Raw genomic sequence first — 13259 nt, forward strand, 5'->3', positions numbered from 1 at the left:
GGTTCAAATGTTACCGCATGTTGCAAGATTGCAACATATGAACGATTAATGAACGATATTGTCATCTAACGTTCATGTAGCCTTGCCACCGATTTCCAAAAAAGTTTGAATACCCCTCTGGAGAGCACTCCGCTCGAACAGGGGGCAGTACATGAATGTAAAGTTGCTTATGGGTGCCACCGCGCTCGTTGGGGTATTGGCGGCAAACCCGTCGATCGCGTTGGCGCAAACCCAAACCGACGGGGGCGCGCAGAAAAGCGCCCCAACCGATGACGAAGACTCCACCACACCCAAGGAGATCGTGGTCACCGGATCTCGTATCGCGAGGCCGAACAACTCTTCGATTGTTCCAATCACCTCCATCAGTGGAGACCAGTTTTTTCAACAGGGTCGCAACAATATCGGCGACATCCTAAACGATCTGCCGCAGCTCCGCAGCACTTTTGCACAACAAAACCCGGGGCTGGGTGTTGGTATTGCCGGCCTCAACCTTTTAGATTTGCGCAGTCTTGGAACCGTTCGTACGCTGGTGCTCGTCAACGGGCGTCGCCATGTCCCATCAGACATCCTTAACAATGCAAGTTCGGTCGACATCAATACCATTCCCAACGACCTGATTGATCGCGTTGACCTGATCACCGGCGGCAACTCCGCCGTTTATGGCTCAGACGCGATCGCGGGCGTCGTAAACTTTGTTTTGAAGAAGGATTATTCCGGGGTCCAAGTACGCGCCAATGCGGGTATTAGCGGTGCCGGTTTTGGTGCCAACCAATATGCCTCGATTTTGGCGGGCCATAATTTCGCCGAGGGCAAGGGCAATATTACCGTCCACGCAGAATATGCCCGCCAGGAACGCGTGTTCGGCTCCGACATCCCGTGGTATCAATCGGCTGACGGTTTCGGCGTGGTCGACATCGATCCGTCGGGTTTGAAGAACGGCAGCGATGGCTACCCCGACCGCGTTTACCTGCAAGACATCCGCTCAACCACCATCAACCGCTATGGTCTAGTGCCGATCAACCAACCGTCGGCAAATCCGCTTTGCGGGACCGGCATTGCGTCGACGAACGGCGCGCCTTCAACGGTTGGCGGGGTTCCCTATTCGTGCACGTACATCTTTGGTGCCGACGGTCGGCTAACCCCGCAAACGGGGACGCGCTACAGCAGCGGTCCGAATAGCGGCATCCTCGGTGGAAACGGGCAAACCGGGCGCGAAGACAAGTTGCTGTCTGTGTACCCGTATCAGCAGCGCTACAATTTCAACCTGCTGGGCCACTATGAATTCGCCCCAGCATTGGAAGCGTTTGTCGAGGCGAAGTATGTCCGCATCGACACGCTCGGTTCCAACGCCGGCCCCTCCTTCAGCCAGGGAACCTACTCGCAATTCGACTATCGCGAACGGACGCGCCTGGACAATCCGTTCCTCAACGCCGCCGACCGTACGACGATCGCCAATGCGATTCTCGCCGCAGGCTGCAACACCAGTTTGACGGTAACCTGCGACAGCGCACGGTCCTTTTCCACCTCAGCCAATGGTGTTGCCGGCGGTAAACTGAACGCCGCCGATATCGCCGCCATTGCAAATGGCAGTTATCGGTTCGTCGACGCACGTCAGTTCGCCGACTCGGGCATCCGCGATGAAGCGTTCCGCCGTGAGACCTTCCGCATTGTCGGCGGTCTGCGTGGGACCTTCAACGACGACTGGAACTATGAAATTTCCGGAAACTACGGAAAGTTCACGCAACGCACGACGACCTATGGCTATGTCGACAAGCAGCGTTTTCTGCTGTCGTATGACGCCGGTCGGAACCCGGTTACCGGCCAAATCCAGTGCCGTGCGCAGTTCGATTCGGCCGCTGCTCTCCCCTATCCGAATACCACCACCAACGTCGCTCGCCTGGCGAGCGACATCGCGGCGTGCGTTCCGTACAATCCGTTCGGTGCGGCAGATAATAGTGCGGCATCCAAGTATTTTAGCTACAACGCCGTCGACCACGCGAGAATTACGCAGTTCGACGTGAGCGGCTTCATTTCCGGCAACACGGGCAAATTCTTCCGTCTTCCAGGCGGACCAATACAGTTCTCGCTCGGTGGCGAATATCGTTCGGAGAAGGCGCTTTATGTGCAGGATCCGTTCGCATCCGATCCCGCAGGCTATACCAACGCGCTTACACAGCTAGGATATGCTCCACCTGCGTTCCGCGTTCGGGAAGGTTTTGGCGAAATTGAACTGCCCATCGTTAAGGACTTCTTCCTCGCTAAGGAACTCACAATCAGTGGCGCAGGGCGTGTGTCCGCTTATGGTGGCGGCATTGGAACCGTCTATTCCTACAATTATGGTGGGACGTGGCTTCCCATCCCAGGGCTACGCTTCCGCGCCAATTACGGTCGTGCGGTCCGCGCGCCCAACGTTTCCGAAACAGCGTCGGCTCTGACGCCAAACTTTGCACCAGGCTTCCAGGACCCCTGCCGCGCTGCAAATATTGGTGCCGGCTCAACAACGCGCGCGGCAAACTGCTTGACTGATTTGGGGGCGACCATCCTCAATTCTGCTAGCTTTGCCAACCAGCCGACCTACTCCCTTCCCGTGCTCAGCGGCAGCAATCCGAATCTGAAGGCGGAAACGTCGGATTCCTGGACGTTTGGCACCGTGATTACGCCTGGCTTCTTGCGCGGCTTTTCGTTCAGTGCCGACTATTACAACATTCGGGTAAACGGGGTTATTACCTCGATTACAGCACAACAAATTGCCAACAATTGCTACGATGCAGCGACACTTAACAACCCGTTCTGTGCGCTGTTCTCGCGTTACAAGGGAAGCGGTACTGGGTCCTTGGGTGAAGTCCCGGGCCAAATTCAAGGCAATACCCTTATCCAAGCACCGCTGAATTTCGCGAAGCGAATTCGCAAAGGCATCGATACCCAAATAAATTATTCCAAAGATCTTAGCTCAACGGTTAATTTTTACGGCAGTTTGATCTATACGCATGGATTCAAGACCAGCAACTTTGCCAATCCGACCGACCCGAATTTTGAAGATCGCATTCTGAGCGAACTTGGTGATCCTAAGGATGAATTCCAGTTTAGCGCAGACCTTCGGGTTGGTGCTGTGACCTTTGGCTACAACCTACACTACATTTCTCCGATGTATATCGGTGCCTATGAGGACTTCAATTCTCTACAAGGCCGCGATGCGCTCAACGCAGATTATGCCGACATACAAAAATATCCGGCAATTACGTACCATGGCTTCCGCATTCAGTGGGATATTAAGCAAAACGGCAAAAACCGCTTTCAGTTCTATGCTGGGGTGGACAATGCGTTTGATCAACATCCACCACTCGGAACCACGGCTACCGGAAGTGGCTCGGCAATCTACGACGTCCGCGGCCGCAATTTTTACAGCGGGTTCCGGGCAAAGTTCTAACGAAACACACTTTCAACACTTTAGGGCGGGAGATTTCTCCCGCCCGTTTTTTTTAAAAGGATGCTGTTAGAGATGAGCCTTGGCAAATCGGACCACGCGCCCCTGGTCGCGTCCGAAGCCTCTGCTACCGTAGCGAGACTGGAGGCTGCCGGGCATACAGGCGATGCTGCAGCTTGGGCCGAGCTTGCGACTATGTACCTTCGTGGCGATCTACTGGATCGCGACCTCCTGCGAGCTCGTCTCATGTTGCGTCGTGCCGTCACCATCGGCCACGTCGACGCAGCTCTGCTCGAGATCGCATTGACGGCAAATGGCAGCGGGGGAGCGCCAGACTGGCAGGCAGCGGTACGCCTTTTGCAAAAGGCGGCTGGCAATGACCCGCTCGCGGCGCAGCATCTTGACCTGCTGAAACGAATGGCAATTGACGAAGACGGCATGCCACGGACGTCTGCGACGTATCACAGGCTTCATTCGGCACCGTCGATTCAACGCATCCCGAATTTTTGCACGCCCGAAGAGGCCGCCCATATTGCATCGTTGGTGGTGCACAACTTGGAGCCCGCAACCGTTTTCGATCCAACGACGGGTGCTTTGGTCGCGCATCCCATTCGTAACTCCGACAACGCGGTAATTGGCCCCACACAGGAAACTTTGGTGGTCCAAGCGATCAATCGCCGAATCGCGGCCGTTACCGAAACTAAGGTGCATCACGGTGAACCTTTGACCATTTTGCGATACGCGCCGGGACAACAATATAAGGCTCATCTCGACACGCTTTCGAATACAGCGAACCAGCGAGTCAAAACTGTCCTCATTTACCTCAACGACGGTTACAGCGGGGGCAAGACGACCTTCCCGCTTTTGCCGATCACCGTTGATGCCAAGGCGGGGGATGCGCTCGTCTTCGGCAATGTCGACTCAGTCGGGCAACCGGAGCCCCTTTCGCGTCATGCGGGCTTACCGGTAGAGCGTGGCACAAAATGGTTGGCGACCCGTTGGATCCGTCATCATCCCATCGACCCCTGGAAAATGGGACAGCAAGCCTAATCCCACACCCGATCAAACCGCGCGCCAAGTCCGGTCAGCAGCTCATATTGCGACATGCCCGAAGCCGCTGCAGCCGCAGGCAGGGCATATTCCAGAGCCACCCAGTCGCCCTCTGCGAGCGCGGGCGCTGCATCCACGCAAATCGCGGTCAGATCCATCGACACGCGCCCCACCACTGGCAATCGAGCATCCCCGGCCACCGCCACCCCGGTATTGCTGAAGCCGCGCCAATAGCCGTCGGCATAGCCGATATTGAGGATCGCCACCTCCATCGGTGCGCTCGGGGTATAGAGCGCATTATACCCGATCGAATCCCCCGCCGCGACGGTGCGGCGTTGCAAAATCTGGGCTTCGGGCGTCACCACCTGTCGCACGACCGCCGCCAGTTCCGCCCGCGCCACCCCGCCATACAGCGCGAGACCTGGCCGGGTGAGGTCGAACGCATAATCGGCTCCCAGCGCGATTCCAGCCGAATTGGCCAGACTCATCCGCCGCGCGGCAGTTCGCCCCTCAAGCGCGCGAAAAGCGGTCGCCTGACGTGCGTTCATCGCGCTGTCCTCATCGGCGCAGGCCAGATGGCTGAGCAGCGTATCGATCTGGAGGTCATCGAGCAGACCGCCTCGCACCTCCTCGGGCGCGACCCCGAGCCGGTTGATGCCGGTGTCGACCATCACGTCGCAGCGCCCGCCCCCGGCGTCACGCCAGCGCGCCACCTGTGCGGCGCTATTGAGCACCGGTCGGGCAATGCCACTGAGCGCCAGCGGCATGTCTTCCGCACGCACGCCGTGCAGAACCGCCACGTCGAGCCCGCAATCGGCAAGCGCTGCCGCCTCGCTCCAGCTCGCGACAAAGAAATCGCGCGTCCCCGCAGCGGCCAACCGGGTCGCGACCCCGCGCGCGCCCAGGCCATATCCATCGGCCTTGATCGCCGCGCCGCATGCCGCCGCCCCGCTCAGACGATCGAGCGCGCGCCAGTTGGCGATCAAGGCGTCGGGATCAAGGCGGAGGCGAAGCGGTGCGGTCATCCCAGCCGGTTAGCGCTCCGCGCTACGCGGCGCTAGTCCGCGCTCGCCGTCCCCGGCTTGCCCTCTTCGAGGCCGAACAACGTCACGACCAGCGCCATCGCCACCACGACCACGGTGTACCACAAACCCGAATAGGGATTGCCGGTATGGACAACGATCATCTGACTGATCAGCGGCAGGAACCCGCCGAAATAGCCGGTGCCAATATGATAGGGGATCGACATCGAGCTATAGCGAATGCGCGGCGGAAACAGCTCGGTGAGCAACGCTGCGACTGGGCCATAGGTGATGCCCGACAAGGCACTGAGGGCAAGAATCGCCAGCAAAATCAGGGCAATGTTGCCCGGCTTTGGAATCACGGGCGACAGATCATAGCCTGCACGCGTGAGCGCTGCCTCAAGGCCCGCATCGCTCATGTCGTCGACACCCACGCCGCCAACAATGACCAGCGTCACCGGGGTACGCGCCTTGGCGTAAGGGATCCCCTTTTTAGCAAGATAGTCGACCAGGCGGCGACATTCACCCGACTGCTTCGTCGGGAACAGCATCGGAAACATCTCGGGCAGCACTTCATGCGAGCAGGCTGGACCCGACACCACCACAGGAGCGCGCTTCGCGGCACACGCCAGCTCCGGATTCGCGGCACCGCCCATCACCCAGAAGATCGGAAAGATCAGCACGAGCGTGAGGGCATAGCCAAGGACGATCGGCGTCTTGCGCCCGACCTTGTCCGACAGCCATCCGAACAGCACGAAAAAGCCAAGGCCGAACAGGGCCCCCACCCCGACGATCACTTGCGCCACCGTTTCCTGCACGCGCATCGTGCCTTGCAGGAACGACAGCACCGTAAACATGGCGGTGTACCAGATCACCGTCAGCCCCGCCGCTATGCCGAACAAGGCGACGAACAGCCGCTTGAGATTGCCCTGATAGGTAAAACTCTCAACGAATGGGTTTCCGGCGCATTCGCCAGCCGCCTTCATTTGCTGGAACACCGGACTTTCCGACAGTTTTAGCCGCATCCATAGTGATCCGACGAGGAGCACGATCGAAAACAAGAAGGGCACGCGCCAGCCCCAGTCGCTCCATACCCCTGGCGACATTGCTCCCTTGGTCAGCAGCACGACGGCCAGGCTGAGGATGAACCCACCCGCTACGCTCGCCTGAATGAAGCTGGTGTAGAAGCCGCGCCTCTCCGGCGGCGAGTGCTCCGCAACATAGATTGCCGCACCGCCATATTCGCCGCCCAGCGCCAATCCTTGCAGGATGCGCAAGCCGAGCACGATGAACGGGGCTCCAAGGCCGATCACCGCAGCCGAGGGCACCAGTCCGACGCCCGCCGTGGCGAGGCCCATCACCGTAATCGTGACAAGGAAGGTATATTTGCGGCCGAGCGTGTCGCCGAGATAGCCAAACAGGACGGCCCCAAGGGGGCGAAATCCGAACCCGACCGCAAAGCCGCCCCACGCATACAGCGTTTGCAACAATTCGCTCTGGGCCGGGAAAAACGTACGCCCGATGATGCCCGACGCCGCGAGTGTCCCGTAGATAAAAAAGTCATACCATTCGAAAACTGTGCCCAGCGACGAGGCAGCAATAATCAACTGAATGTCCTTGCGGCTGGGTATCGCCGCGGATCCTGGATCTGCAGCCCCATCCAAGAACGTCGCCATTGTCTTCCCCCAACTACCGATGCGCCCTCCGGCGAGCGGTGAGATTAGGCGGATTTATCTCTGCGGCAACCCAGCTCGGGCCGAGCCTGCCAGACGATCCCACCAGGATCATCGTCACCCACATGGAAATGGCGTGATCCTAGGTTACCAAATGACAAATTTGTGCACCGCAACACAAATAGCACGAATAATTTATCATCATTATTGAGGAAAAGATGATCTATTCATGTTTTTTACGACAAAATGGCCTATATAAGGTCAATAGAGTGCATCTGTACCGGACAAAGAACATGAGAGTACGTTCCTTTGACCGTTTTCCGTCCACCGCCACTCAGGACAGCCGCCCTGTCCCGCCTGGAACGGGTTTTTTGATTGGCGGTCTCCTGTCCTTGGGTCTCTGGGCTGCAATCGCGGCGGTCGCCTTTGTCATATAATCGCTCCCGCCCGATCAACAGGATCGGTCTGCGAACGCCATCGCAATCCGCGCGTTGACGATCAGGTTGCCCGAGATCATCGGCGACCTTGCGGGTGGATCAAAGGACTTTAGGACGTGAAATGCGCTCGGCGGGTAGGGGGCGGCCATCCCGGAAGGGGTGCGAGGCGCGCGCTGCAACCGCTGACGCACCGCCTGATAACCGCGGCGAACAAAACCGTCTCCGAAAGCAGGCCGCTGGTACGGATACGCAACGGCGTGTTCCTCCCGGAGTAAAGCCAAAGTTGGCTTCAAAAGCAGCCCGGGCTTTTCGGTTTCGGGCTCGGCGGCGATTGGTACCACTTCATGCTGGCACGTGGCTGGCATGGCTTCCATCTCTGCATTCACAGGCTCAGCCGCCACATCGCGCACCGGCTGAAGCACATAAGGCGCGACCACCTGCTGCGTCGGGTTTGGAACCGGGATCCCACCTGCAATTATTCCCACGCGAACCCGGCCCGCCAGTTCGGCATCGAGGACCGCGCCCCATAATATCTCGGTGCCATCCGGGAGGTTTGCCCGCAGGCTCGTAATCGCCTCCTCCACTTCGAACAGAGTAAGCTCTTCTCCACCCGCAACCGTGACCAGCAGACGCCGCGCGGTTCCCGGCAGCCCCTCCAGCAAGGGATTACATAAGGCGGATCGGGCGGCGTTGGCAGCACGATCCCAACCGACGCAGCGCTCCCCAAAGCCGATCACCGCGTCCCCAGTCGATGCCAGCAGCGATCGCAAATCCGCGACACTTACCCGCTTCAGCGCAGGCTCCTCCAGGAGCAAGGCGAAATCGGTAGCGCTTTCTCCGATGATCGAGTCCGACAACCGCAGAGCGTCGCTCAATGTGGTGTCGCGACCAATGACCCCCAGCAGTTTCTGGTTGCACACCGTTACCATCACATCGACCTGCGCGCGAAAGTCAGCGGCACCCAAATCGGCGGTCCGTGCCCGGCGCTTGCCTTCAAAGGCGAACGGCTTCGTCGCCACACCAATAGTCAGGATGCCGAGGTCGCGTGCCGCTTTGGCGATGACCGGGGCGGCACCGGTTCCCGTGCCACCCCCCAGGCCCGCGGCGATGAAGCACAGCGACGCGCCTTGCAGCGCCTCGATAATCTCGGGCAAGGCTTCTTCCGCAGCCGCGCGCCCGATCTCGGGCCGACCGCCAGCACCCAGCCCAGCCGTAATTTGCCGACCAAGCTGCAAACGATTGGCCGCAGGCACCGCGCGCATCGCCTGCACATCCGTGTTCGCGCATAAAATGGTCATGCCGCAGTCCGGACGCCCCAACAGCGCGCGAACGGCATTGCCGCCCGCTCCCCCCACCCCGAACACGACCAAGCGACCGTGATCGCTCTTCGCTTGCCCACCCGTCATACCGATGCTCCAGAGAATCGCTTCACCTAATGGTGTGATGCGCGACACCTGCTCCGAACGATCATAGTTAACGATACAGTATCTTTACAGTGACAGAGAACTTGACCGCCAATAATCCTGCATTGTTACGCATCAGAAATGATGAATCATTCTTTAGTATGTAAAGTCGGATCCTGGGGCCTCCGCAACATTACGGGTAGGGTGAACCCCATAAAGTAGATCTACTCTATTCCCCGAATCGTTTTCGGAGCGTTAACCATAAGCTCGGAAGCGAGGGGCTTTAGACATGGACGAACTTTTTATCGGCAGCGCGCTTTGTGAAGTGACCGAATGGGGCGACATCCTGTTGCCACGTCGCTTCCACCAAACATTGCGGCTTCGCTCGGCCGAGCATTCGCTGTTCATTGGGCTGCACGAGGAATCGCCCTGCCTGATCGCGTTCGATCGGCTGCACGCCATGCAACGGCAATTCGAAGTCGCCGAAAAGCTGGCGGCGTCACCCGGCGGCTTCCAGGACCATCATCGCCTACGGCGCACCTATGGCTTTGTCGACGAGGCACCGGTCGCCCCGGACGGGATGATGACGCTGCCGCGAATCATGCGCGAACGTGGCGCGATTGGGGACTTTGCCCTGCTCGTTGCCACCGGGGCTCGCTTCGAAATTTGGGACATGGCGTATGTGCTCGATCATGGCCCGTCCGATCTCGTCACGCTCGCAACGCTTTTGCGGGCCAGCCAAATTGCACATGAGGTAAACGATGTCGCTGTTATGTCACCTGCTCGGGCATCGGGCCCGACCCTCTATCCAGCACAATCAGGGGTTCGCGTTCAGTGTCTGCCAGCGTTGCAGCCGCGACATGATCCGGTCGGCAGGCGCGCCGCCCACCAGTAAATGGAAGGAAGTTCCCGAAGGATTTCGCGTGTCCCGCAAAACCCCCAAACACCAGCGCCTTGCGGCCACCCCGCTGATGATGCCACGGCCACGCTCCACCATGATCGATCTGGTGCATATCGGCGCTGCCGCCTTGTTCTGGCATCTGCGGGACATGATCGAGACGCCCTCGCTGCGCCCCGCCAAGGTGCTTCGGATACCGCTGCTTTAAGCAGTGCGGTCGAGCGCTTGCGCGATCGCATCGGCCGCGGCGTCCGCTCCGTTTTCGTCGGCCATGCATCGCGCGATTTCGGCGGCGACGGCGCTATATTTGGGGTCGCGTAACAGACACCCGATGCGCCGCGTCGCGCGCGCGGCCGAGAAGCGGTCCGCCCGCAACCGTAACCCTGCGCCCAGCCGCGCGATGCGATGTCCGTGATCGTTCTGATCCCCCATATGCGGCACCACCAACTGCGGCTTGCCCGCGCGCAGCGCCTGGCCCGTCGTCCCGACTCCGCCATGCTGGATGATCGCAGCGGCGCTTTGGAACAGCAACGAATGCGGCGCATAGCCGCAACGCAACACATCGCCCTCGATCGTCGGCGCAGCATCCCCGCCGACCAGCAGTACCGCCCGCATCCCTAACCGCCGCGAAACCTCAGCAGCCGTATCGTAAAAGCCCCCGGCACTGTTCACGGCGAAGGAGCCGAGCGTGAAGACCAGCGGCGGCGGCCCTGCGGCGAGGAAATCAGCCAACGCCGGATCGAGCGTCTCCTCGCTTCCGCTATCGCTGTCGAAAACGGGAAAGCCGACAATCTTGGTCGACGGCGGCGCGTCGGGCGGCAACGGGGCGAGTTGCGGCGAATAACATCCCAGTTGCAAAATGGAGCGCGCGTCGGGCTCCAGCGCACGCCGCGCACCCTTGGGTGGCAAGCCGTGCTCCGCCCGCACACGATCGAACCGCCGACCGTACAGCCCATGCAGAACCCGCCGCAGCACCGTATAAGCCGTGCGGTTCCATACACGCCCAACGCGTCCGACCGGCTGATCGCGCATCATCCAGAAATCGGGCGTGCGCGGCGGATCATAAGCCGACAGCATTGCCATGGGTTGCAGGATCACGGAAATCAGCGGTAAGTTGCGCTTTTCGGCGATCATCGGTGCGGCAAACACGAAAATCGAGGCGACAATCGCCTCGGCATCCGCCGCCACCGCATCGAGCGCGCGCGTGCAATCCGAAAGGCCCGGCAACAAAACCTGTTCGAGCATGACGCGCTGGTTGGCGATGACCCGCCGAACCGCCTCTTCATGGCTCAACCCCATGCGTTTCTGCACCGCATCAAAGCCGGGCAGAATCGCCACAGCCTCCAAGCCGGCGCGGCGACATTTGGCCACCTGGTCCTCGGGCACCGCCAGTACCGGGGTGAAGCCCCGTTTGCGTAGCGCCAGCCCGATCGCGATGAACGGGTGAAGATCGCCTAACGTCCCGATGGTGGTGAGAACGACTTTACGCATTGCGATCCCACTGGTCGCGTCAGCGCATCGCGTCCAGTCCCTTCCTGCTCGGGATCGTAGCATTTTTTCCGATAGAGCACGTGTTTGCTACGGGTGGGCCGGATCGCGCGCGGCCGCCAAATTGCATCGGATGACGGAGCCATGAAGCCCCTCGCTTATTGCCCTCCGCGCAAGTCCAGCCTTGCAGAAACGCGGTGCGGGCCCTATTATGTCTGAGTTATTTTTGAAAGGCCTTCCCGTGATCGATGGTTCTATTTTGATCGGTGCCGACGCTCGTCAGGCAACAACACGATTCACCACGGTAAACCCGGCCACCGGCGAATCTCTGACCCCGAGCTTTTCGTCTGCGGACCGCGACGCGGTCAACGCTGCCACGGCGTTGGCGCAGGCCGCCTTTCCCGCCTATGCCGCGACCGACCTGCCGACTCGCGCTGCCTTTCTGGAAGCGATTGCCGACAATATCGTCGCGATTGGCGACGACCTGATCGTCCGCGCGATGGCCGAAAGCGGCCTCCCCCGTGCGCGCCTGGAGGGCGAGCGTGGCCGTACCGTCGGCCAGCTCAAGCTGTTCGCGCAAGTGGTGCGACAGGGCGACTGGCTCGACGCGACGATCGACCCCGCGTTGCCTGATCGCGCCCCCTTGCCCCGCCCAGACTTGCGCCGCATCAACGTGCCTGTCGGCCCGGTCGCGGTGTTCGGAGCCTCCAACTTCCCGCTCGCTTTCTCGGTTGCGGGCGGCGATACCGCCTCGGCACTGGCGGCCGGCTGTCCGGTGATCGTGAAGGGCCATCCGGCGCATCCCGGCACCGGTGAATTGGTAGCACGCGCCATTGCCGCTGCGGTCGCATCGAGCGGCCTGCCCGCCGGTGTCTTCTCGTATCTGCCGGGCGACACCAATGATCTGGGCGGCGCACTCGTCGCCGACCCGCGCGTACAGGCGGTCGGCTTTACCGGCTCGCGCGGCGGTGGCCTCGCGCTGATGCGGATCGCCGCCGAGCGTGCGCAGCCGATCCCGGTCTATGCCGAGATGTCGAGCATCAACCCGGTGGTCGTGTTCCCCGCCGCGCTTGCCGCGCGCGGACCGGAGATCGCCGCCGGTTTCGTCCAGTCGCTGACGATGGGCGCAGGCCAGTTCTGCACCAATCCCGGCCTGATCCTCGCGCTCGACAGCCCCGAACTCGATGCCTTCGTCGCGGAAGCGGGAAAGCTGCTTTCGGGCACCCAGCCGCTGACGATGCTGACCCCCGGCATCCATGCCAGCTTCGACAAGGGCGTCGAAGCGCTCGCCACGCATGACGCGGTGCGCACCATCGCGCGCGGCTGCCCCAGCGCCGGACCAAACCAGGCGGTTGGTGCCCTGTTCGAAACCGACGCCAGCCATTTCCTGGCCGACCGCGCGCTCGGCCATGAAGTCTTCGGTTCGTCGTCGATCATCGTGCGGTGCCGCAATCTGGGTGAACTCGCGCAAGTGATCGCCGGGCTTGAAGGGCAATTGACCGCGACGTTGCAATTGGATGCAGCCGACGAGGCCGCTGCCGCGACATTGATCCCCGTCCTCGCACAGCGTGTTGGCCGCATTCTGGCCAATGGCTGGCCGACCGGCGTCGAAGTGTGCCACGCCATGGTGCATGGCGGCCCCTACCCCGCCACCAGCGACGGGCGGACGACCTCGGTCGGTACGCTGGCCATCTATCGCTTCTTGCGCCCGGTTGCCTTCCAGAACCTCGCCCCGACCCTGCTCCCGATCGCGGTGCGCGACGGCAATCCGTGGGACATCGCCCGTCGGGTTGACGGACTCCGCGAAGCCTCCGCGCGATGATCGGACGCGCCCGTCAGGGTGTGCGGTGGGATATCCCCATGC

General features: G+C 60.8%; 9 protein-coding genes. 5 read left to right on the forward strand and 4 right to left on the reverse strand.

All coding sequences use genetic code 11. The features are described 5' to 3' along the window. The first annotated feature begins 151 nt into the window (after positions 1-151). Together ACP7BL_RS06530 and ACP7BL_RS06535 are read left to right on the forward strand one after the other, a co-directional pair. Complete coding sequence (locus ACP7BL_RS06530) at positions 152-3427, forward strand: TonB-dependent receptor domain-containing protein (RefSeq protein WP_426257900.1); 3276 nt, start codon at positions 152-154, stop codon at positions 3425-3427. Between the two features lie 72 nt (positions 3428-3499). Then, complete coding sequence (locus ACP7BL_RS06535; RefSeq protein ID WP_426257901.1) at positions 3500-4474, forward strand: 2OG-Fe(II) oxygenase; 975 nt, start codon at positions 3500-3502, stop codon at positions 4472-4474. Here ACP7BL_RS06535 and ACP7BL_RS06540 read toward each other — a convergent pair. The 3 genes from ACP7BL_RS06540 to ACP7BL_RS06550 all read right to left on the reverse strand — a co-directional run bounded on the left by ACP7BL_RS06540 (position 4471) and on the right by ACP7BL_RS06550 (position 9012). Beyond that, positions 4471-5499 carry an alanine racemase gene (locus ACP7BL_RS06540; protein ID WP_426257902.1) on the reverse strand — a complete coding sequence of 343 codons (1029 nt, stop codon included), beginning with the start codon at positions 5497-5499 and terminating at the stop codon, positions 4471-4473. The two genes, ACP7BL_RS06535 and ACP7BL_RS06540, sit on opposite strands and share 4 nt — an antisense overlap. A gap of 32 nt (positions 5500-5531) precedes the next feature. Beyond that, positions 5532-7172: an MFS transporter gene (locus tag ACP7BL_RS06545; protein WP_426257903.1), complete on the reverse strand. Its 1641-nt coding sequence runs from the start codon at positions 7170-7172 to the stop codon at positions 5532-5534. 448 nt (positions 7173-7620) lie between these two features. Beyond that, entirely contained in the window at positions 7621-9012 is a 1392-nt protein-coding gene (locus tag ACP7BL_RS06550; protein ID WP_426257904.1) for a cell division protein FtsZ, read from the reverse strand. Between the two features lie 286 nt (positions 9013-9298). Here ACP7BL_RS06550 and ACP7BL_RS06555 point away from each other — a divergent pair, with 286 nt between their 5' ends. Further along, the gene (locus ACP7BL_RS06555; RefSeq protein ID WP_126847936.1) at positions 9299-9904 is read left to right on the forward strand and encodes a division/cell wall cluster transcriptional repressor MraZ; all 606 of its coding nucleotides are present in this window, start codon (positions 9299-9301) and stop codon (positions 9902-9904) included. 28 nt (positions 9905-9932) lie between these two features. After that, positions 9933-10115, forward strand: coding sequence for a hypothetical protein (locus tag ACP7BL_RS06560; protein ID WP_426257905.1), 183 nt, complete (start codon positions 9933-9935; stop codon positions 10113-10115). Here the strand turns inward: ACP7BL_RS06560 and ACP7BL_RS06565 are convergent. After that, a complete protein-coding gene (locus ACP7BL_RS06565) occupies positions 10112-11398 on the reverse strand; it encodes a glycosyltransferase (protein ID WP_033966463.1) in 1287 nt (428 codons plus the stop codon). The genes ACP7BL_RS06560 and ACP7BL_RS06565 overlap by 4 nt on opposite strands. A gap of 238 nt (positions 11399-11636) precedes the next feature. On the opposite strand from ACP7BL_RS06565, the gene ACP7BL_RS06570 reads away from it, so the two are divergent. Further along, positions 11637-13217 (forward strand): aldehyde dehydrogenase (NADP(+)), encoded by a 1581-nt coding sequence (locus tag ACP7BL_RS06570; protein WP_426257906.1) that lies wholly within the window; start codon positions 11637-11639, stop codon positions 13215-13217. The last annotated feature ends 42 nt before the right edge of the window (positions 13218-13259 follow it).

This window comes from Sphingomonas sp. DC1600-2 (assembly GCF_049897605.1).
GTDB lineage: Bacteria > Pseudomonadota > Alphaproteobacteria > Sphingomonadales > Sphingomonadaceae > Sphingomonas.

Excerpts from the sequence above, each read along its gene's own strand:
- ACP7BL_RS06530 (WP_426257900.1), top strand. The coding sequence starts at position 152 with ATGAATGTAAAGTTGCTTATGGGTGCCACCGCGCTCGTTGGGGTATTG.
- ACP7BL_RS06550 (WP_426257904.1), bottom strand. The coding sequence starts at position 9,012 with ATGACGGGTGGGCAAGCGAAGAGCGATCACGGTCGCTTGGTCGTGTTC.
- ACP7BL_RS06555 (WP_126847936.1), top strand. The coding sequence starts at position 9,299 with ATGGACGAACTTTTTATCGGCAGCGCGCTTTGTGAAGTGACCGAATGG.
- ACP7BL_RS06565 (WP_033966463.1), bottom strand. The coding sequence starts at position 11,398 with ATGCGTAAAGTCGTTCTCACCACCATCGGGACGTTAGGCGATCTTCAC.
- ACP7BL_RS06535 (WP_426257901.1), top strand. The coding sequence starts at position 3,500 with ATGAGCCTTGGCAAATCGGACCACGCGCCCCTGGTCGCGTCCGAAGCC.
- ACP7BL_RS06545 (WP_426257903.1), bottom strand. The coding sequence starts at position 7,172 with ATGGCGACGTTCTTGGATGGGGCTGCAGATCCAGGATCCGCGGCGATA.
- ACP7BL_RS06540 (WP_426257902.1), bottom strand. The coding sequence starts at position 5,499 with ATGACCGCACCGCTTCGCCTCCGCCTTGATCCCGACGCCTTGATCGCC.